This window comes from Candidatus Dependentiae bacterium, assembly GCA_003511165.1.
Lineage (GTDB): Bacteria > Babelota > Babeliae > Babelales > UBA12411 > UBA12411.
This window is the reverse complement of record DOJW01000007.1, coordinates 80,432-102,316: the sequence shown is the minus strand read 5'-3', so window position 1 is coordinate 102,316 and position 21,885 is coordinate 80,432. Positions and strand designations below refer to the sequence as shown.

Annotated in this window: 21 protein-coding genes; 17 read left to right on the top strand and 4 right to left on the bottom strand. The window is 30.0% G+C overall.

The annotated features are described in order from the left end of the window. Positions 1-289 precede the first annotated feature (289 nt). Positions 290-1,732 carry a hypothetical protein gene (locus DEA20_03220; GenBank protein HBS48180.1) on the bottom strand — a complete coding sequence of 481 codons (1,443 nt, stop codon included), beginning with the start codon at positions 1,730-1,732 and terminating at the stop codon, positions 290-292. 2 nt (positions 1,733-1,734) lie between these two features. Then, positions 1,735-3,084: a hypothetical protein gene (locus DEA20_03215; GenBank protein HBS48179.1), complete on the bottom strand. Its 1,350-nt coding sequence runs from the start codon at positions 3,082-3,084 to the stop codon at positions 1,735-1,737. A gap of 425 nt (positions 3,085-3,509) precedes the next feature. On the opposite strand from DEA20_03215, the gene DEA20_03210 reads away from it, so the two are divergent. The 13 genes from DEA20_03210 to DEA20_03150 all read left to right on the top strand — a co-directional run bounded on the left by DEA20_03210 (position 3,510) and on the right by DEA20_03150 (position 14,494). Further along, positions 3,510-4,070 (top strand): hypothetical protein, encoded by a 561-nt coding sequence (locus DEA20_03210; GenBank protein ID HBS48178.1) that lies wholly within the window; start codon positions 3,510-3,512, stop codon positions 4,068-4,070. After that, positions 4,063-5,043, top strand: a complete 981-nt coding sequence (gene miaA, locus DEA20_03205; GenBank protein ID HBS48177.1) for a tRNA (adenosine(37)-N6)-dimethylallyltransferase MiaA — start codon at positions 4,063-4,065, stop codon at positions 5,041-5,043. The genes DEA20_03210 and miaA overlap by 8 nt, the downstream gene beginning before the upstream one ends. Positions 5,044-5,177: 134 nt before the next feature. Further along, entirely contained in the window at positions 5,178-7,127 is a 1,950-nt protein-coding gene (locus DEA20_03200) for a hypothetical protein (protein ID HBS48176.1), read from the top strand. A gap of 14 nt (positions 7,128-7,141) precedes the next feature. After that, positions 7,142-8,212 carry a recombinase RecA gene (gene recA / locus DEA20_03195; GenBank protein ID HBS48175.1) on the top strand — a complete coding sequence of 357 codons (1,071 nt, stop codon included), beginning with the start codon at positions 7,142-7,144 and terminating at the stop codon, positions 8,210-8,212. A 16-nt stretch (positions 8,213-8,228) separates the two neighbouring features. Next, complete coding sequence (infC, locus tag DEA20_03190) at positions 8,229-8,756, top strand: translation initiation factor IF-3 (protein ID HBS48174.1); 528 nt, start codon at positions 8,229-8,231, stop codon at positions 8,754-8,756. A gap of 36 nt (positions 8,757-8,792) precedes the next feature. Then, positions 8,793-8,987 (top strand): 50S ribosomal protein L35, encoded by a 195-nt coding sequence (locus tag DEA20_03185; GenBank protein HBS48173.1) that lies wholly within the window; start codon positions 8,793-8,795, stop codon positions 8,985-8,987. Between the two features lie 56 nt (positions 8,988-9,043). Then, positions 9,044-9,400, top strand: a complete 357-nt coding sequence (locus DEA20_03180) for a 50S ribosomal protein L20 (protein ID HBS48172.1) — start codon at positions 9,044-9,046, stop codon at positions 9,398-9,400. Between the two features lie 76 nt (positions 9,401-9,476). Further along, on the top strand, positions 9,477-9,728 hold the full coding sequence (locus tag DEA20_03175) for a hypothetical protein (GenBank protein ID HBS48171.1): 252 nt from the start codon (positions 9,477-9,479) through the stop codon (positions 9,726-9,728). Between the two features lies 1 nt (position 9,729). Continuing rightward, complete coding sequence (locus DEA20_03170) at positions 9,730-10,011, top strand: hypothetical protein (GenBank protein HBS48170.1); 282 nt, start codon at positions 9,730-9,732, stop codon at positions 10,009-10,011. Positions 10,012-10,154: 143 nt separating this feature from the next. Beyond that, positions 10,155-11,636, top strand: a complete 1,482-nt coding sequence (rny, locus tag DEA20_03165; protein HBS48169.1) for a ribonuclease Y — start codon at positions 10,155-10,157, stop codon at positions 11,634-11,636. A gap of 22 nt (positions 11,637-11,658) precedes the next feature. Further along, entirely contained in the window at positions 11,659-12,474 is an 816-nt protein-coding gene (locus tag DEA20_03160; protein ID HBS48168.1) for a TIGR00282 family metallophosphoesterase, read from the top strand. Positions 12,475-12,504: 30 nt separating this feature from the next. Continuing rightward, positions 12,505-13,569: a hypothetical protein gene (locus DEA20_03155; GenBank protein ID HBS48167.1), complete on the top strand. Its 1,065-nt coding sequence runs from the start codon at positions 12,505-12,507 to the stop codon at positions 13,567-13,569. A 25-nt stretch (positions 13,570-13,594) separates the two neighbouring features. Beyond that, entirely contained in the window at positions 13,595-14,494 is a 900-nt protein-coding gene (locus tag DEA20_03150; protein ID HBS48166.1) for an EamA family transporter, read from the top strand. Positions 14,495-14,538: 44 nt separating this feature from the next. Here DEA20_03150 and DEA20_03145 read toward each other — a convergent pair whose 3' ends face one another. Next, entirely contained in the window at positions 14,539-15,126 is a 588-nt protein-coding gene (locus tag DEA20_03145) for a guanylate kinase (GenBank protein HBS48165.1), read from the bottom strand. Between the two features lie 200 nt (positions 15,127-15,326). Between DEA20_03145 and DEA20_03140 the strand changes: the two genes are divergently transcribed. From DEA20_03140 to DEA20_03125, 4 genes are all read left to right on the top strand, one after another. After that, positions 15,327-16,409: a hypothetical protein gene (locus DEA20_03140; GenBank protein HBS48164.1), complete on the top strand. Its 1,083-nt coding sequence runs from the start codon at positions 15,327-15,329 to the stop codon at positions 16,407-16,409. After that, positions 16,406-18,676 (top strand): hypothetical protein, encoded by a 2,271-nt coding sequence (locus DEA20_03135; GenBank protein HBS48163.1) that lies wholly within the window; start codon positions 16,406-16,408, stop codon positions 18,674-18,676. The genes DEA20_03140 and DEA20_03135 overlap by 4 nt, the downstream gene beginning before the upstream one ends. A gap of 177 nt (positions 18,677-18,853) precedes the next feature. Then, positions 18,854-20,287, top strand: coding sequence for a proline--tRNA ligase (locus DEA20_03130; GenBank protein HBS48162.1), 1,434 nt, complete (start codon positions 18,854-18,856; stop codon positions 20,285-20,287). A gap of 25 nt (positions 20,288-20,312) precedes the next feature. Next, on the top strand, positions 20,313-21,227 hold the full coding sequence (locus DEA20_03125) for a site-specific tyrosine recombinase XerD (GenBank protein HBS48161.1): 915 nt from the start codon (positions 20,313-20,315) through the stop codon (positions 21,225-21,227). An 11-nt stretch (positions 21,228-21,238) separates the two neighbouring features. Here DEA20_03125 and DEA20_03120 read toward each other — a convergent pair whose 3' ends face one another. After that, on the bottom strand, positions 21,239-21,844 hold the full coding sequence (locus tag DEA20_03120; GenBank protein HBS48160.1) for an N-glycosylase: 606 nt from the start codon (positions 21,842-21,844) through the stop codon (positions 21,239-21,241). Between the last annotated feature and the right edge of the window lie 41 nt (positions 21,845-21,885).

The window sequence follows — 21,885 nt, the reverse complement described above, 5'->3', positions numbered from 1 at the left end:
GTTGGTGCTTATTAATATTTCTCTCTATATATGTATGTATATGTACACGATTAATAAAATAAAAATAAAAGAGTAAAGCTTTACCAATAGTACGAACCATTTACTAAGTAATAAACTTTACCAATAGATCGCAATTTTTAAACTCTAAATAAATATAAATTTCAAAATTATAAGTCATTAGAATAGTTTTTAAAATTTTAGAAAAACGTTTTTTCAAAAAAAGGGAAATTGCGCGTTTTTTTACAGATCACAACTTTTTATAAAAAATCGACGTCTCTTTTGTTATTTTTTATACAGTTATTACTTCTAATAAAAAGCTTATTAATTGTGCTATTGCAAAAGTTAAAGATGAATAAAGAATAAAGTATTTAAGTGGGAATGCGATCTTATACTTTTTGTAAGAATAGTAGATACGAATTGCGGTGCTACATATCTTAAGTCCGTTTATGATAAGTAGTGTTGATATTAGTGAAAGATGTATATGGAATGGATCTTTGAACACTATTCCTAATATAAAGAATATTATTATAAAAATGTATGGAATAAAGCTTTTGTACAACTCTTTGTAATCTCTTTTGACTTCTAAAAGTCTGTCGTATGCGATAAAGAGTATTTGAGAAAGATATATAATTGTTAAAAATATGAAAACTTTAAACAAGAAGTAACTGGAGAAGATTTCTAGCTTATAGAAAGATGCCAATTTATCTTTTTTATCTATTAGATTGTAGGTGATAACTAATATTCCGAGTAGTGGCATTGTAAGGTTGATTATCTGCTTGTTTAATTTGATAAAAACTTCTTTGAAGACGTTTTTGTTTGAATCTGCTTTTAGGTTGTAGTTTTCTGCATGAGCTAGGATAGAGGTAGGGGTTGTTCCTAGTGTTTTGATTATGAATCTTTGGAATAGTAAGGCAAAATCGTTTGCTACTTTGAAAATGTTTGCGATTGTTTGTCCTAAAGTAAATGTTAAAAATGGGAGTAAGAAATTTCTTTCGGTTAAACTATTGATTCCTACAAATCCCCACATGATTAATGAATGGTTTATGAATTCTTTTGTGAGTTTCTTTTCGTTTAAAGCTTCTTCCCCCTGGTAATCCTTGTCTTTTTCTAAATTTTTTAAAATAGTTAAAGAGATTGCTATTAGAACTGCTCCGCTAACTATTTCGATAATAAAAAGGTTTGAAACGAGATAGTTTGAATACGAAGATTTGCTCAATATAAGGATTGTGAAAAAAGTTTGTAATGTGATTATTATGCTTTCAATGCTATTAAAAGTTTTTTGCCAAAAATATGAGTGAAAAAGTATTCGAATAACAGATTTGGTGCTTTCTGTGAAGAAAAGTAAGCTGCCAAGATAAAAATACGACGTATTGTAAGAGAGCCCTAAGAGTTGAATTAGCTTGGGTGAGAAAATTAAAAATATGATATTAGTAAGAAGCGATATGGCTATTTTGAAAATAATAATCTTTTTTATAAATATTTTTTTTAATTTTGTATTCTTTGCAAATTTGATGCAGTAAAGAGGAAGTGATTTTGAAAATCCAAAATCTGCCCATAAAGCCAAAATAAAGATGATGCTTGTGATATTTGCCCAGCTGGAAAACTCATTTGCAGGTAATTTATAAAAAAGGAGAAAGGTAATTAATGTTTTATTTACTTTACCTATTATGAAAATGAAGCTATTCCATCTGATCGCTTCATTAAATTTGCTGAATAGTTGAGTCTTGTTCATTTTTATAACCTCAATAAATTTGTAGCGGCTAAAAAAATTAATGAAACAGCTATCGTAATCAATAAAAACTTAAGTTGTATTTTAAAGTTGGGTTTTATTTTCCAGAGAGTATAAGCATTTAAAGCTAGTATGACAAATATTAACATTCTTATTATTAAAAGCATTAGGAAGAATTCTACAGGGTTTAATGTTTTGCCCAAGGTTAATGTCAAATAAAGTAAAGCAAATTCTAACATTTTAAATGTTATCAACTTATTTAAAGCTTCTTCTACGAGATAGAATTGCTCGTACAAAGTAAGTAAATGCTCAGAGATTATAAAAAATAGAAATAGAGTTGAAGATAATATTATTGTTTTTGATTGATAAATAGGTAAAAAGATGTTTTGGTAATTGATTATTAAAAAAATTAAAATAAAAAATAAAATTTTATTTAATTGGTTGCTGATTAGTAAAAAGGCTTCCTGTTTGGCGTAGAGAGAGGCTCTTTTAAGATTTGATAATAGAGCTCCACCGGTAAATCCTATTATTACATGGGCTATACTTTTTATGGATCGTGCGATGTAACTTGCGAATTTAAATACTCCGGCAAGTTCGAATCCAAATTTGAATGCAAAAAATGGGATCAAAAAGTTTTCTGAGAAAAAATAGCTAGATGATTTGATAAGGCTATTCAGGCATCTTGTTTTGATGATTCTTTTCAAAAAGTTTGTATTAAGTTTTTCTGTTGAGTTTTCAAGCTCATAACTGTAACTGGATAAAAAGAATAAAAAGATTATGACAGCTATTATTGATGTTATTAGATATGAAAGAAGAATGTTAAAGATTGTAGGGCTTTGGTGAAAGATTAATGTCGGCGCCCAAGATAAAATGATGAAGGCGATTGTAAGAGCGCTTTCAGTAAGTATTGTTTTTTTATTTAAAAATAAAAGATACAAAGCGGATCGCATTAAGATTCTTAAGCCTTCAAAGATGATTAATAAAAATATAACTATCAATAGAGCTAGACTGAATTTGTTTTTCAAAAATAAAAGAGAGAGGGTTGCGCCAGTTACTAAAAATAATATTTGCAAAAAAATGTAGTTTTTAAAAAAGCTTCTAAAAATATTTTTGCTTTTTGTTATTTCGCTAATAAATGGGTATATAGAATTTTCTGCTTCAAAGCCACTAAGATGTATTGTTAAAAAAATTATAGAAAAAATTGTTCCAAGTTTTCCATAATTTGCGAGTTCCATATTTTTGAGAAGAAAAAATTGGTTTATCAATTTTAAAGCTTCAAAAAAAATGGTTCCTGACAAATTCCATTTTGTAGCGGTGGAGAATTTATTTTTTAAATTATGGTGTACCGAATTCAATTTATCCTTTCAAAAAGATATGTTCTTTTTGATTATAAAGGATTTGGGTGATAAAAACATATTAAATTAAGTAAATAGGAAGCTTATTTAAGATTAGAAATCATTTGCAGAAATTGATATATAATTAATTTCACATAGAAAGATGAAGCGTGGGCTTAATTGTATTTAAAAAAAATATCTTCACTCGGGCATAAACCCTTTTTTTGAAAAATAATGCGACTTAGGAGAATGTGGTTATTGTTTTTAGGCGCCCTTATGGAGCCGCTTTTTTAAGAAGGTTTATTTAGAAAAAATCTGATTTGTTGACTCGATAAGTTTCGATTTGTAAAAATAAACACTTGTTGAGAAAAAAGAAATTTTGAGACATTCACTTTTCATGGTAGTATAAAATTAATAATCCTTTTTAAGTTAGACGAAAGGCCTTTATGATTTTTCAGTTAAAAGATCGGGTTTTTTATCCTGGGTATGGAGTTGCAGTAATTGAAAACATAATAGAAAAAATCGTCGCAAACAGTGAAATGAGATTTTTCCAATTAAAGTTTATTTACAAAGAAATGACCATTTTGATTCCTTACAACGAAAAAGTTAGTTTGGGAATTAGACACTTATCTGATAAAAAGACAATCTTCAAAGCTCTCGAAGAGTTGAGTAAAGAGCCTGATAAAAAAGAAACTTTCTTCGACTATTCTCCAAATAGCTGGAACAAAAAAAATAGAGACTATCAGTTAAAACTACAAACTGGTGATCTAATCGAAATGACCAAAATATACAGAGATCTTATGCTTGCTTCTCGAGAAAAGGATTTATCTTTTGGTGAAAAAAAATTACTTAAAACAATTAAGGAGCTACTTTTGGAAGAGATGCTGGTTGCTCAAAATATTGATAAAGAAGTAATTTTACAACAGCTTCAAAATCCTTTCCAAAATTTTAATTTTCCTCCCGATGGACCAATGGACTGTTCTTCTATATCAAGCATAAATGACTGAAATTAATAAAAATCAAAACACTCTTATAATTTCCGGGCCAACTGCTTCTGGTAAAACTTCTTTATCTTTGCAGTTGGCTAGTTTTTTTGATGGCGAAATAATCAATGCAGATATGGGACAGTTTTACGAGCCATTTGAAATTGGTACAGCAAAGCCCGATTGGAAAAATGAAAAAATACCGCATCATCTTTTTGATATAATTACTACTCCCGAAAATTTAACTGTTTGCAAATATCGCGAATTAGTTTTAGATAAAATTTTTGAAGTACAAAAAAGAGGAAAGCTTCCTATAATTGTAGGAGGTTCTCTATTTTATTTAAAAACTTTATTTTTTCCTCCGTCTCCTATAAATCAGGAATCTTCGGATTTAAATGAATTGCCAATTGATGAAAATTTAACTCCTTGGGAATTTTTAAACAAAATAGATCCAGTTAGAGCTCAAGAGCTACATTCAAATGATTTATACCGAATAAACCGTGCCATAAAAATTTGGCAAACTACTAAAATGCAGCCTTCCAAATTAAAGCCTAAGCCGGATTTGCAATTTAATGCATTTATTCTTTTTTTAAATCCGCCCAAAGAAGTTTTAGAAAAAAATATAAGAATTAGAACTCAAGAGATGATTGCACCTATCAATAGTAACAAAAGTTGGATTGATGAAGTCAAAAAGATCGTTGGAACCCCATGGGAAGATTTTTTAAGAGAAAAGAAATTTATAGGTTATCCAGAATTGTTAGACTGGATCGGTAAAAATGATAAATTTTTAGAAAAAGATATAGATTTTTTGATCGAAAATATTGTGATAAAAACAAGACAATATGCAAAAAGACAAATAACATTTTGGAAAAAATTAAAAAAAGAATTAAAATCAGATTTCTTGCAAATGCACTTTAGAGTCGAGCTTTTCGAAGTGGAAGATTCATCCAAGTTTGAAGATGTTTCAAATAAAATAAATTTTTTTTATAAGAAGTAAGTTTCTTTTAGGTTTGATTAAATTATTGTGTTGACGTAAAATACTCCTTCATTAAACTTAGAGCTGCAGAGAAAAGAGAATTGAGGAAAAATTAGTATGTTAATTTTTTTAATATTATTTGGAGAGAGTAACCAATGATTACAATGTTTAGAAAAGAATTTAGAAAATGGAAGATGCTTTTGTGGGCTGTTATTTTATCAATGACAATTGGAACGCTTACTACGTTTTTTCTAAGAACGCCAGCTAAAAAAGAAACTATTGTTGGTAAAGTTAATGGATCACCGATTTATTACGATGATTACAAACAAGAGCTTGTCAAAGTAAATATGCAAATCGAAATGATGAAAAATTATGCAAGAGCTCAAGGTATTTCGGAAGATTGGATTTTAGCTTTAACAGGAATTCAAAATCCTCAAGAAATGGCTTTTCAAGAAGCTTTGGAATCCAAAGCTTTGGAAAGTATTCTTAATAAATTTAGCATCGAAATAGATCTTAAAAGTTTACAAGAACTTATAGTTAAATCTCTTCCGGCTCAATTTATAAATTCAGCGGGAATGGTTGACGAAAGAATTTATAAGCAATACTTAAGTCATCTTGGAATGACAATTTCCGAGTTTGAAGAGAAAAAAGAAAATGATGTAAAATTAGGATTATTAAAATCATTCATAAAGCATGCAGCTTATAATCCAAAATATTCTTTAAAAAATACGTATCTTCAAGAAAATAGCCAAAAGGATTTTGCTATTTTAGTTTTACCCGTTTCAAAATTTGTTGAAATTGCTAAAAAAGAAAAATTATCTGAAGAGGCTCTAAATAAGTTCTATGAAGAGCGCAAAGATTTTTATTCTATTCCTGAAAAGCGTCAAATTGAATATTGTTTAATAACAATTCCTGATTATGAAAAACGTATTATTGTTGACGATAATATGATAAATGCGTTTTATGAAAAAAATAAAGATTCGATGTTTAGAATTTCGCCCGAAGTAAAAGTAAGAAGAATTCTATTAAAAGTTTCCAGTCTTGCTAATGAAAATGATGTAAAAACTAAAGCTGAAAATATTTATAAAAATTTGGTAGAAAATAAATCTAAGTTTGTGGAGTTTGCAAAGAAATACTCCGAAGATAAAAAAACATCTATTAACGGCGGATTGATAAATTTCTTCAAGAGCGGAAGTTATGACAAAGAGTTTGAGCGTGCCGCATTCAGACTTAAAGATAAAGGTGAAATTTCACAAGTTATAAGAACTAAAGACGGATTTGAGATTATACAGCTTGAAGACAGATTAGCTGCTAAAAATAAGCCTATTTCTGAGGTTAAAAACGATATTATCAAAGCAATTAAATCAAGAAAGCTAGATAATACTATTAAGAGTGATTTAGAGATTTTGATAAGAAATGCGAGAGAAGAATCACAAGTTTTAGACAGATTTATGAAAGAAAAAGGTTTGCAATTTAAGAAAACTGAATTTTTAACTGAAAATGAAAAACCTGCTGATAAATTAGAAACTACTTTAATTCAAAAAATATTTGCAAAAAAGAGTGCTGAAAACAATTTCGGTTATTTTGAATACAATAACGCTTTTGTTCTTTACCGTGAGGCTGCAAGAAAAGCTAAAACCGTTTTAAGTCTAAGTAGTGTAAGGCCTCAAGTAGAACAAGATTGTTGCAAAGATGCAGGGAAGAATAAGCAAGCAGAACTTGCCGCTACAATTAAAAAACAAATTTTAGATCATAAAGGCAGCTTGATTGATTTCCAAAAAATTTATGGCTTGCAATTAATTAATACAGGACTTGTAAAAAGAGATTCAAAAGTTAAGTTTGAAGAGTTCGAACCTTTACTTGGTAAAGCTTTTGAATTAAGTGATAAGGGTCAAATTTTAGAACTTAACAACAAAAATGATATTTATCTTGTACAAATAGAAAATATGAGCGTGCCAAGTATAGAGATGATTGATAGAGAAATTGAAAAGATCGCAAGGTCTGAAAAAGAAAGCGGCAAGGCTACATTTATGAATTCATTTGTTGCTTCTTTGCTTAGAAATGCTAAAATAGAAAAAAATGAAGAAATGCTTAATTTACGCTAAAAAACGAGGATTAAATGGCTTCTGCAACGGAAAAGAAAACACAGCTGCAATCTAATAAAATTTTAAGCGAAGAAAAAATTAAAGTTTTAGAGATTGCGTTTGCACAAATTGACAAAGAGTATGGAAAAGGCTCTGTAATGATACTGGGTCAAAATAGTGCGTGCAAAAATCTCGAGACAATATCTACAGGGTCAATCGCGATTGACCAAGCTTTGGGAGTTGGTGGATTTCCAAGAGGAAGAGTAATAGAAATATATGGACCTGAATCTTCAGGAAAAACTACTTTAACACTTCATGCTATTGCAGAAGCTCAGAAAAAGGGTGGAGTTTGTGCTTTTATCGATGCAGAACATGCTCTTGATTCTGGATATGCTTCAAGAATTGGTGTAGATGTCGATAAACTTGTAATTTCGCAACCGGATTATGGCGAACAAGCTTTGGATATTGCGGAAGTTTTGATAAGATCTGGTGCTATAGATGTTTTGGTTATAGACTCTGTTGCTGCTTTGGTCCCCAAAGCGGAACTTGAAGGTGATATGGGTGATGCTCATATTGGATTACAAGCAAGGCTTATGTCTCAAGCATTGAGAAAGCTTACTCCGACAGTTCACAAATCCAAAACAATTGTTATTTTTATTAATCAGATTCGTCAAAAAGTTGGCGGAATGGCTTTTATGAATAATGAAGTTACATCTGGTGGCAATGCTTTAAAGTTCTATGCTTCAATTAGACTTGATATAAGAAGAATTGCAACTTTGAAAAAAGATGAGAAGCCTTTTGGAAATAGAGTTTCTGTTAAGGTTGTAAAAAATAAGGTAGCTCCTCCTTTTAAAAAAGTTGAAGTTGATATTTTATTTAATGAAGGAATATCTAGAGAGTTAGATTTATTTGATTTTGCTCTTTCGTGTAATATTTTACAGCAAAGTGGAGCATGGTTTACCTTTGGTAGTGAAAAGCTTGCACAAGGTAGAGAGAATTGCTTAAAGTTGTTGAAAACAGATGCCAATTTATATCAAAGTATAAGAGATCTTGTTACCAAAAAAATACAAGAAGGTGTTGAATTAAAAACCGAAACTGAGGAGTAGGGAAAAAGAAAAATCCATGATGAACGAAAAACATGAAGTCAACGAGACTATAAAAAATCTTAAGATTCAAGTGATAGATGAAGCTGGAGTAAATCACGGCGTATTGAGTAAAAGTGCCGCTATCGCTTTAGCTGTTGCAGCTGGATTAGATCTAGTAAAAGTTGGAGAAAAAGAAGACGTAGCTATTGCTAAAATAATGAATTTTGGAAAATTTCTTTTCTCTAAAAAGAAAAAATTGATAAGTGCTAAAAAACATCAAAAAGTTATTCAGGTAAAAGAGTTAAAGTTTAGACCTAAAATAGGTATTGGCGATTATAAGACAAAAATTAATCAAGCGATTGCATTTTTAGAAGAAGGTAAGCATGTAAAGTTTACACTTCAGATAAAGGGTCGGCAGGCTATACCTGTTAGAGAGCTAGGAAATCAATTTTTTGAAAGAATAAAAAACGATGTTTTAGCTGCAGACCTTGGACAAATTGTGGAAGACAAAGAATCTAGAAGCGATTTCGCATGGTCGAAAATTTTGTTTATTAAAGGTAAATAATTTAATTTAGATATTTGAAACAACAAAGGAATAAATATGCCTAAAATGAAATCACATACAGCTTGTAAAAAACGTTTTAAAAAAGTTGGCAATGGAAAAGTTAAAAGAGGAAAAGCTTACAAAAGACATCACTCTTGGGCAAAAGCTTCAAAGCAAAATCGCCAGTTAGGTGAAATAGCATATTTTGAAGGATCTGAAGCAAAGAGAATGAAAAAGCTTCTTCCCTATTAAAGATTTAAAATTTTAACATAGTAATTTCAAAATAAGATAATTTGTAAGGTTTTGACATGAGTAGAATTAAACGCGGAATGGTAACAAAAAGAAGACACAAAAAGGTTTTGAAGCAAGCCAAAGGTTTTTGGGGTCAACGTAAAAATATTTTTAGAAGAGCATCTGAAACTTTAAGAAGAGCTTTGGCTTTTGCATTTAAAGGCAGAAGATTGAAAAAAAGAGATTTTAGAGCTCTTTTCATTACTCGTGTAAGCGCTGCATGCAAAGCTAACGGAATAAGCTATAGCGTTTTTATGCATTCTCTTAAAAAAATGAATGTTTCTTTAAATAGGAAGATGCTTAGTCAGTTAGCAATTTTTGAACCAAAAGCTTTTGAAAAACTTACTGTTTTAGCAAAAAATAAAATTTCTTGAAATCTGTTTCTTCCAATTTCTAATATATATTTTGAAGTTTTAATAAATATATTTTAGAAATTAAAAGGAGGTTGTGATGAAGGTTTTATTAGGGCAGTTACAAGACAAAATTGTTGATTTGATTGAAAAAAACAAGAATTTACAATTTAAGATAATGGAATTGCAAGAAAAAGTTCTTGCTCTTACATCCGAGAAGGATAGCTTAGAAGGTTCTTTATCAAAAGAACATTCTGATATCGGGGTTTTGCAAAAAGAAAAAGATTCTATAAAAATAGCAATAGAGTCGTTACTGGAAAATATTAAATCTTTAGAAACTGTAAGAGAATAGCATGATTTCTGAAAAGCAAATATTAAAAGTATCGATATTTGGAAAAGATTATTCTATTGCTACAGATGAGAATCAAGAACACATTTTGAAAGCAGCAAAATTATTAGATGATTTACTTAAAGTAATTGCAAATGGTTCAAGCACAGTAGATCATAAAATTGTGGTTCTTGCAGCGCTTCAAATGGCAACAGATTTGGTAAAACAGAAAAATTTTAATGACATTTTAGAAGTGAAAGTTAATGAACTTGTTAAGTTGATAGATGATAGCTTAATCGTTTGTTAATAATCTTTTTCTTAAATTGATATATCAAAAATTATCCTTTTAGTTTTGGTTACCTGGCTAAAAGGATTTTTAATAATATTGTCCCTCCTGCTAAGATGTTTAATGAAATTATAATTAATTTAAATAGTTTGGAGAGATAAACAATGATGTGGGATTTATTTGTGTTATTAGGGATATTTTGTGTAGGTTGTTTTTTAGGTATTTTATTTCCTATCATGTGGAAAAAATTTAAAAATGCTGTTGTTTCATCAAATCAATCAGGTGAAAAAACTTTGGATGAAGCCAAAAAAAAATGGTTCTTCGCATCCAAAGAAATTCCTAGAGCTGGTTTTTACGATTCAAAACAGGAATTTTTGGTTCAAGCGGAAAAATTAATTGATAAGTTACGAAACGAACTTCAACAGAAAGATATAGAGCTTACTTCTCGCTTGGAAAATGCAAAATTAAAAGAAATAAAACTTCAAAAGTTAGAAAACCGATTGGTTTCTCATCTTGAAAAAATTGGTGATATTACTCGAAAAGATGCAAAAAAAATATTGCTTGAAATTTTAGAAGATGACTGCAAAATAAAAAACCAAAAATATATCCAAAAAATGGAAGAAGAAGTCCGACAAATTTCTAAACAAAAATCTATAGATATTTTAGCAACAGTAATGCAGCGCTATCTTGTAGAACAAGTTAGTATTTATTCTTCAAGTGTTGTTCATCTTCCAAATGAAGAGGTAAAAGGGAAAATTATAGGTAAAGAGGGTAGAAATATAAGAACACTTGGAATGGCAACTGGAATGGAATTTGTTATTGGTGAAATTCCAGATACTGTTATTATTTCAGGATTTAACCCTGTAAGAAGAGAAATTGCCAAAAGAGCTTTAAATCTTTTAATACAGGATGGAAGAATAAATCCAACACGAATAGAAGAAACTGTTTTAGAGTGTGAAAAAAATATTAATGAAGAGATTGAAGAATTCGGACGTCAAGCTGCTTTAGAATTCGGTTTTCCTGATTTACACCCTGAAATCATAAAATTACTTGGTAAATTATATTTTAGAACTAGTTTTACGCAGAATGTTTTTCAGCATAGCTGTGAAGTTGCTTCATTTGCAAAAATGCTTGCAAATGAATTAGGCCTAGATGCAAGAATTGCTTCAAGATGTGGCTTGCTGCATGACATTGGAAAGGCTATTTCTAGTGAAGTCGAAGGTTCTCATGCGTCAGTTGGTGCTACGTTAGCTCGCCAGTATGGAGAAGATCCGGTTGTTGTAAATGCAATAGCATCACATCATGAAGAAGCTCCAAGCAATAATGTTTATGGAATAATTGTTTTAATTGCAGATGCTATCTCTGCTTCTCGTCCTGGTGCTAGAAGAGAATCTTTAGCTGCTTATATTCAGCGCTTAGACCAGCTCGAAAAAATTGCTTTAAATTTTGAAGGTGTAAAAAAAAGTTTTGCGTTTCAGGCTGGTAGGGAAATTAGGGTTATTGTAGATGAAACATGTGTTAGTGATGAAGAATCAATAATTTTAGCACGAGATATTGCTAGAAAAATTGAAGAAACTATAAATTTCCCAGGTCAAATCAAAGTTAATGTTATTAGAGAAAGTAGAGTCATCGAATACGCAAGATAATTTTTTATAAAGAAAGCTTCTTATGAATAATGTTTTAAGATTTATGTTTTTTGGTGATTTGATTGGAAAACCGGGAAGAGGCATGTTCCAAAAATGGGCTCCTATTCTCAAAAAGAAATTTAAAATAGATGCGATTATTGTAAATGGAGAAAATTCATCAGATATTGGAAGGGGTATAACTCCTCCAATCGCGAATTTTTTAATGGAATCAGGAGCAAATGTTATTACATCAGGAAATCATATCTGGGCAAATAAAAATATTTATGAATATATTAATCAAAATTCAAATTTAATTCGCCCTGCGAATTACCATGCATCTTGTCCAGGAAAAGGTTATACATTTATTGATGTTAATGGGTATGAAGTTGCAATTGTAAATCTGCTTGGGAAAATTTTTTTAAAAGAGCAACTTGATTGTCCTTTTCGAACCATGGATTCTCTTTTGCCCCTTTTGAAAGCAAGAACTAATTTGATTTTTGTCGACTTTCATGCTGAAGCAACATCAGAAAAAGAAGGACTTGGTTTCTTTTTAGATGGAAGAGTTTCGGCTATAGTCGGTACTCATACACATGTTCAAACTTCAGATGAAAAAATTCTTCCAAACGGAACAGGATATATAACAGATCTTGGTTTTTCCGGAAGCATAAATTCTATGCTTGGTTTGCGAAAAGAAGAAATTGTAAGAAAATTAATACTTCAAATGCCTGAAAAATTTGTAGTTGAAGAAAAAGTTGGACCTTTTGCTATTACAGGGGCATTTGTTGAAGTTGATGTCGCAAGTGGAAATACTACACATATCGAAAGATTTAGTATAACTGATGAAGAATTTTCGGTTTAATTATTATCAAAATTTAAAAAATTAAATTTTATGTTTATTTCTTACACTTTAAAAAAGTTTTATAAGAATTTTTTTATTTTGTTAATGATTTTGATGTTGGTTCTATCTTTCGGAGATATGCTGGTTCGATTAACTCTTTTGCCTTCTATGGATTCTATTCCAAAGCTTATTTTATTAATGATTCCGTTAATAAGTATTTATGCTATTCCTATTTCTATCATATTTTCTACGTTTATAACTATTGGTCAGATATATCAAAAAAATGAGATCTTACTTTTTTATTATTTGCCTAAAATACGACGCGATATTCGTAGATCGCTCGCAATTTTTATTTTATCGATTACCCCTCTTTATGGTTTTTTAGTTTTTGATTTTGCTCCAAAATGCTATCAAGAAGGTAAAGAGTTTATAGTAAGGATAGCTAAAGATCATATTGGAAGTTTAGACGCGGGACGATTTCATTATCCATCCCCCAATTTTGTTATATTTTTCAAAAATAAAATAAACAATTTTGACGGAACCGGTGCTACCAAATTTTATAATCTATTCTTAACATTTCAGGATGATAAAAATCAGAGATTTATTATGACCGCAGCTCAAGGAAATTTGAAAGGCGAAGTATTAAAACTGTATAACGGGACAATTCAAAATCAAAATTATTCTAATAATTATTTGATGACTTTTTGTGACACGGAGATTTTGGTAGAACAGCTTCTGGGACAAAAGGGTAAAAATCTTAAAAATATCCAAGATAAGCATACAAAATTTTTGAACTGGAATGACATTCGGACCTTAAAGGATAGTGTAAAAACTGTTAATATCGAATTTCATTGTAGAATTGCTAAAATATTTTGGTTATTTATTTTACCATTTTTAGCATTGATGATTCTAAGTATCTTTGGAACGGTTGGAAGCAGTAATCTTGTCTTGGGGGTTTTAGGAACTCTTTTCTTGTTTTTAATATCTTATTTGCATGTTAATATAGCTAAGATTTTTTGGAATTTTGAAATTATAGGTTTTTTAGCAACTTATGGTTTTATTTTTCTAATTACTTTTTTACTGTGGTGCGTTTATCGAACTAAAAAAAATTGTTAAATATTTTTAAAATTAGGAGAGTTTTATGTTCTTAATAATATTAGCGTATGCGATTTTGGCTGCTACATTTACACTTGCGAAGACGGTGCTATTTTATGCCAAACCATTTTTTACAATTGGTTTTCGTATGACATTTGCAGGTTTATTTCTCATAACTTTTCAATATTTTTTTGACCGAAAAAATGCATTTCCTAAAAAAGCTGATGCAAAATTATTTTTTAAAGTTTCTCTTTTTCATATTTATTTTGCATTTGTTTTAGAGTTTTGGGCTTTGCAAAGTATGGCTTCTTCAAAAGTTAGTATTATTTATGCAATTACACCTTTTATTGCAGCAGCTTTATCTTACTTTTTGTTAAAAGAAAAGCTTGGTTTTAGAAAATTCTGGGGAATGATTTTAGGTTTTAGCAGTTTATTCCCAATTTTAATTTTACAACTTAATGGAGCAGAAGGAGTTGAGTTTTTTAGAATATCGCCTCGAGAAGTTATATTACTGTTTGCAGTCTTCTCCGCCGCGTATGCATGGTTTGATGTAAAAAAATTAATGGATAGAGGATATTCACTTTTAACAATTAATGGATTTGCAATGTTTACTGGCGGATTATTTGCTTTTATAACATCAGCAATATTTGAAGGGATACACACTTCGCCTGTTTTTGATTTTTGGCATTTTGTTGGTTGGTTATCGCTTCTTATACTTTTTTCAAATGTTGTTTTTTACAATTTATATGGTTATTTGCTTCGACATTATTCGATAACATTTTTGACATTTGCAGGTTGTTTGACTCCTATTTTTGCAGCTTTTTATGGCTACATGTTTTTGGGAGAAGCTATTACTTATAACTATTTTATTTCACTAGGGATGGTTATGGCAGCACTGTACATTTTTTATGGTAAACAGAAAATAAGTTTCAAATTTAAAAAATAAAAAAAGGCCTCAAGTTTTGAGGCCTTTTTTTATTTTTGTGTTGTTTAGCTAAGTTCTTGCGTTATTATAGCCGTTAAGTCTTGTAGCGATTCGTCAAAGTTTTTATTTACTAAGTGGTATTTGAAAGCTCTTTGTTTTTCTTCTTCTTTTATTTCTTCTTCAGCCATTTCTAATCGTTTTTCAATTTGATGAGGAGATTCGCCGCCTCTTTTTTCCATTCTAATTTTTAGTTCATCAATACTTGGAACTGTTATCCAAATCATGACCGAAGAAGGAATTAATTTTGCAACATGTTTTGCACCTTCTCGATCTAAAACAAGTATGAATGATTTTCCAAAATTTAGATCTGATTCAATAGATGAAGGGGAAGCATACATTTTATCACTATAATTTGTAGATTCTAAAAAGTTACCGCTTTGTGCGTATTCTTTAAATTTTTCTGGTGATATAAAATGATAATCAACTCCGTTTACTTCTCCTGGCCTTGGATGGCGAGATGTATAGGTTATAACTTTAGAAACATTAAATTTTGGTCCGATCCTTTTTATTATTTCTCGAGATAGAGAGGTTTTTCCAGCTCCAGAAGGTGCTGAAATGATAATTAATTTACCTTTTTTATTTTGATTATTCATAGGTCTCCTTTTTAATAGATTTAGCGAAGATAATAAATAGATTATCTAATTTTTTTTTGATTTCCAAATATTGTATTTGTAATAATTAATGAATTTAAAAAAGCAAAGAAATAAAGGCAGAATAGATGAAATTATTTTTATGTTTATCTATCTTTTTAAATTTTTGTATATTTATTTTCAAATGAAGGGATGGATGGACAATGAAAAAATTAGATATTTTCCTAGAAAAATATTATAAGATTATTTCAAATGTAGAATTTCAAATTTATTCAATTATTATAGCTCTTTGCTTTGTTGTAGGTCTTTTTACAATTCCATTTTATGTTTTTAATTCATCAGATGAAAAACCAGATTTGATCTATTGTGTACCACAAAAAGGTCTAGAACTTGGCAGCAATATTGCTGATGTTAAAACAGGTTTATTTATTAATGGTTTTTCTGAATTCGATGTTAATAAAAATAAATTTACTTTTGATGGCTTGGTTTGGTTCCAATTTGATCCTTCTCGAATATCTTTTGATACTATAGACAAATTTTCTTTTGAAGGAGGCGTTTTAGTATATAAATCTCCTCCTGAAACTTCTTTGGTCAATGATGAATTGCTTGTTAAATATAAAATAATAGTACAGTTTTCATCCATGTTAGGATACAGGGATTTTCCTTTTGATGATCATTCCATTTATATTACCTTGATAAATGACTCTATTTTACCGTCCGAAGCTATGTATTTATCCATGAATAGCGATTTAGATGTTGTTAAAGATATTCAGCTGCAAGGATGGGGAGTGCTGAAGACTAATGTGGAGCATGGTTATTCAGAAGCGGTACTTGATGATACTGATTTACATAAAAATATTTCGTATCCAAAAGTTGTTTTCAGAATAGATGTTTCTTCGCAAGGTATTCGAAAAGTTTTAATAATTGTTATACCACTGTTAATTTTGTTTTTCTTAGCGTTGTTTTCTCTTTCTATAGATACCGATATAAAAGATAATATGGGAACAATTGTAGGACTTACCACAGGGTCTCTTACAGGATTGTTCGCATACAGATTTGTTATAGAATCTCTATCACCAAGTGTTGTTTATTTTACAATTACAGACTATCTCTACACATTTGTTTTGATATGTACTTTTTTAGTATTTATTTACAGCATGTATTTGTTACTGAGTAATAAAAAGCTTTCGTTTGAGGGTAAATTTGTTAAACAAAATTTATTTCTATTTTTTGTGATATCTCTTATTGTATTGGCATTTGTACTTGTAAAAAGGTCTTTTTTATGAGCCATATTAAAAAATTTTTAATATTTGTTTTTTTTATTATTTTAATATTTTCATTTTCTTTTTTAAAAAATTTCTATTTTAGTAAATCTGGTGGTTTTACAACGTTAGATCAAATTATGGAATACGCGCGGTTAAATCCTGAAAGCCCGGCGCCTGATGATAAAGATACTATGAATGTAAATTTTCAATCTTTTTATGAGAATGAAAATAGAATAGACAAGCGATATTTAAAAAAGTTTTTTGAATTTTTAGGATTTAAAAATAAACCAGTTTGGACTCCGGATGATTTCAAGACTTTATTGTTTGATACCGTTAAAGGATTAGCAGAAAAAAGAAATACTATTTTAAAAATTGAGCCGCAAGCTGGAACAAAATTTTACGTATTTGGTGATATTCAAGCAGCATTTCATTCTTTAGCGAGGGATTTGGGGCAGTTAAAAAAATTGCATGTTATTGATAACTCATTAAAAATCAAAAACCCCAATGCATATATAGTATTTTTGGGGAATGTTCCAAATTTAGCACCGTATTCTTTAGAAACCTTAACGGTTGTAATGCAACTTATGCAAAATAATCCCGGAAAAGTTGTTTATCTAAGAGGAAAACATGAAAGCCAAAAATATTGGACCAATTTTAATATAACTACTCAATTACGTTTTTATTTTTCAAATTTATTAAAAGAAAAAACTTTTTGGGGTATACCATTAGAAGAAGAGTTAAATAAGTTATTTGCGAATTTACCACTCGCAATTTATGTAAAAATTTTACAAGATAATAAATCTTCTTTTATTCGTATATCAAATATGGGTAAAGACGATCTAGATTTAGATGAATCAGAATTTTCAACTTTTTTACTTCAAAAAGGTGATAACAATTTAGAAGAATTTAACTTAGAAAATAAAACTAAAAATGGGCCTTGGATTGATATTGCCGTCTTGATAGAAGCTGAGAATAGAATGTATACATTTAGACATACAAGTGGGCTCTCTCCTAGGGTGCCTGTTAACGGTGCAACAACTTGGAGCGTATCGTCTTGTCCTATAGATGTATCACAACGCTTTTTTGATTTTTATTTTGATGCTTTTAGTGAGATTGAATTTGGAAAAGATCTTTATAATAGTAAAATAACTCTTTATAACAGAGATATTAGGGAAAAGGGGGACGAATTTAAAGCTGAAAGTTCTTATTTGATTTCAGGGCATCCAGCGTCCCAACCTCCTGTTAATGGTAAGATAGTTATAGGGAGTACCATGGATTTTGATGCTGGTGTTCAAGATCAAACCATGGGCGTTAGCAAAGGTTTATTTTTGGTAATTAATCAAATAAATCGGCAGGGTGGATTAAAAGGCAAGTATATCAAAATGGTACTTCTTAATGATCAAGAATTGCCCCTTAAGGCCAAAAAGAATGTAGAAAATTTAATAAAAAATTATAAAACAGATATTTTAATTGGGCCTACCGCGACTCCAACTTTGGAAGCTTATTTAGATAAAGTGGAAAAGAAAGAGGTGTTAGTATTATTTCCAATTACAGGAACGATCTCTTTTAGAACAAATAAATATCCTTACATCATTCATTTTAGAGATTCTTATACTAATGAAGCAAAAGCTCTTATGGAATATGCTTATAAAGTTTTAGATGCAAAAAAATATGCATTTTTTCATGAGAGCGGTGCTTTTGGGTTAAATGCATTTAAAGGCGCAGAAGAAGTTTTAAATAAGTATAAAATTACCAATTATGTTAAAGCTGCATACGTAAGAAATACTACAAATTTTTCGGATGCTATAAAAAAGATTACAGATTTTAGTCCCGATACTATTATTTTGCTTTCTTCAGGTATTGCTACTTCCGGTTTCATTCAACAAATAGGGGTAAATCATTTGGTGCAAAAAGTTATATTAGGTCTTTCTGATAGCGACCAAGAATATATTAAAGATTATGTTAATAGAAAAGGCATAAATTTTGTTGTTGCAAAGATTATGCCTAGTTTTAATAATTTAAAGTTACCTATAGTAAAAGAATTTAGAGATTTAGCAGATGCGAATGATTTTGCTTTGGATAATTTTTTACTTGAAGGTTTTATTGGCGGATCTATAATGTTAGATGCTTTTAAGCAGATTGATGGAGAAATAACAAAAGAAAAAGTTTATTCAGTAATTTCTAACTTTAAAAACTATTATTTAAAAGGGTTAATTTTAACTTATAATCCACAAACAAACGAACTTACAAAAGACAATGTTTGGCTTGAAGAAATGATGCAAAAATAAGTTATTTATAATTTATAAAATTGTTAAAGATAGAAATCTAAATTTTATTCAAATAAATGCAACTTCAAAACAATTTGAAGTTGCTCGTCTTAATATTGCTTATTTCATAAGTTCTAGATATATTTTGTTATAAAATTTAACCTTTTAAATCTTTACTAAGAATATAGGAAATATTTTATGGAAAAATTACCTGATATTAAAACTAATTTTGCTGAGTGGTATCAAGAAGTAGTTTATAGTGCAGAGCTTGTTGATCAAAGTCCGACAGCAGGATGTTTTGTTATCAGGCCATATGGATATTCACTTTGGGAAAATATTCAAAAAATTCTTGATGAAGAGATCAAAAAAACAGGTACTGTAAATGCATACTTTCCTCTTTTAATTCCTGAATCATTTTTTAAAAAAGAAAAAGAACATGTAGAAGGTTTTGCTCCAGAGCTTGCAGTGGTTACTCATGCTGGTGGAAAAAAGTTAGAGGAACCGTTAGTTGTACGTCCTACATCTGAAACTATAATTTATTACATGTTTGCCAAATGGATCAAATCCTGGAGAGATTTGCCTCTCAAGGTTAATCAGTGGGCGAATGTTGTTCGCTGGGAGATGAGACCAAGAGCTTTTTTGAGAACTCGTGAATTTTTGTGGCAGGAAGGGCACACAGCTCATGAAACAAAAGAAGGAGCTACTCAAATGGCACAAGATATGCTCCACATTTACAAGAATTTTGTAGAAAATTATTTAGCTATTCCAGCAGTTGCCGGAATTAAAACTGAAAATGAAAAGTTTGCTGGAGCTGATAGGACATTTGCAATCGAAGGTTTGATGAAAGACGGTAAGGGTTTACAACTTGGTACGTCGCATGTACTTTCTCATAATTTCTCCAAATCATTTGATATCTTATATCAAGGCAAAGATGGAAAAATGGAATCTCCTCACTGTTCAAGTTGGGGAATCACTACAAGACTTATTGGAGCTATAGTAATGTCACACGGAGATGAGAAAGGTTTAGTTTTCCCTCCTAAAATTGCTCCATTTGCGGTAGTGATAGTTCCTATTTTTAGAAAAGAAGAAGAAAAAGCGGCGGTTTTAGAAAAAGTAGAACAGCTTACAAAATCTTTAAAAGACAAAAATATAAAATTTTATGTTGATGCTGATGAAACCAAAACTCCAGGTTCCAAATTTTTCCACTGGGAACACAAAGGGGTCCCTCTTCGAGTTGAAATCGGCCCAAAGGATGTTGCAAATAATAATTTAGTTTTGGTAAGCAGGGTGATGCTAGAAGGTGAAAATCAAAAGAATATTATTTCATTTGATAATGCAGCAGGGTCTATCGAATCAACACTTCAAAAAATTCAAAACCAAATGTTTAAAAATGCAAAAGAAAATTTAAATAGCAACTGGAACCAAGCGGAATTTTTGGAAGAATTTGGTCCAAAACTTGAAGCAAGTAATGGCTTATTTCAAGTTGGTTTTTGTGGCAACAAAGAGTGTGAGTTAAAGCTCAAAGAGTTTAAGGCTACAACAAGGTGCAGACTCGCTGAGAAAAAACATGCAAAATGTTTCGCATGTAAGTGTGAATCTACAGGGGATGTTTTGGTTGCAAAGGCATATTGATTTGTGAAGACAAAAGGGGAGTAGAGTGATAAGAAGTGATGGAACTTATTTAGCTCATTTTGAAACCTATTTATTGACTTCTAAAAGAGTCTCTCAAAATACTTTCCTCGCATATAAACAAGACTTAAATCAATTTTTAGATTTCTTATCAAAAAAACAAGCTTCGATAGAAAGCTGCAAAGTTTCCGATTTAAAAGAATTTGTGAAAACCCTCAAAGATGCGGAGCTCAAAAATAAAAGTTTAGCTCGTAAAATATCATCTTTAAAACAATTTTTTATATTTTTAGAAAATCAGTTTCAACTACCTAATAAAGCTGAAAACTTATTAATTCCTAAAATAGAATCCACCCTTCCACTCTACTTGACAAGCGATGAGGTTGAAAAACTTTTTGAAGCTACTACTACTGATAAATCAATGAAAGGGATTCGCAACCAAGTAATAATTTTCCTTTTATATGCTAGTGGAATGCGGGTTTCCGAACTTATAAACTTAACTGTAGATCAAGTACATTTTGATACAGGTTTCATTCATTTAGTTGGAAAAGGTAACAAAGAACGCACCGTTCCAATACCTCTCAATATTTTAGAACTTCTTCGATTTTATCTTGATAAGGTTCATAGTAAATTGATACCAGTTAGTGTAAAAGATAATCAAGATTACTTATTTCCTTTTTGTAGAGAGAAGAAGGTGAAACATCTTTCGCGTCAGATGATTTTTATCATTTTGAAAGATTTGGTTAAGAAAGCTAATATCAAAAAAAATATTTCGCCGCATTCACTTAGACATTCGCTTGCAACTCATTTACTAAAAAATGGTGCAAATTTAAGAACTCTTCAAACATTGCTTGGGCATGAAAGTATTTCTACTGTTCAGATTTATACCCATGTGGAAACTAGCCATCTTAGAGAAGTTTATGATAAAAAACATCCAAGAGCTTGAATGATTTAGTTTTACTTTAAAACTTCACCGGTCATTTTTTGCCAAATTATTAAATCAAGCTCATCGAGGGGTATTTTAAAACCTTTTAAAATCTTTTCATATTTTAGATAGTTACTTTTTGTGATTGTTGCTGGAATATCTTTTATAAATTCATTTTGTTTTAGAAATCGTAAAATGTGACGATCGATAATTGCTACATCGGCAAAACCCACATTTCGTAAAAAATGTGATGCTTCTTTAAATCCTAAGCCTTTAATGTTTTTTACCAAAAATTCTCGTGCAACAGGCCCTTTTTTATCAAAAATTTCATCTTTGATAGTTATAAAAGATCTTGCTGCAATAATATATTCTGCTTTTTTATTATGAAATCGATGGTTATGCTTTCGAATTGTAGCGCTTAGTTCTTCTTGAGGTTTTTCTGTAAATCCTGAATTTCCCATTTCTTGCTGGATCGCAAGGGCTGTTTTTGCTTTGGAGTTTGCAGTTAAAAGACAAAAACATAGTTCGCTAAACCATTCTTGAGTTGTTTTATCTTTGAAAGATTTGAATTCTGCTAGTCGCTTTTTTATTAAATTATTTTTAATAAATTGGGATTTAATTTTTTGAATTTTGTTCATTATTCCAGCATTTTTTGAAGTTTTAAAATAAAAGAAATTTT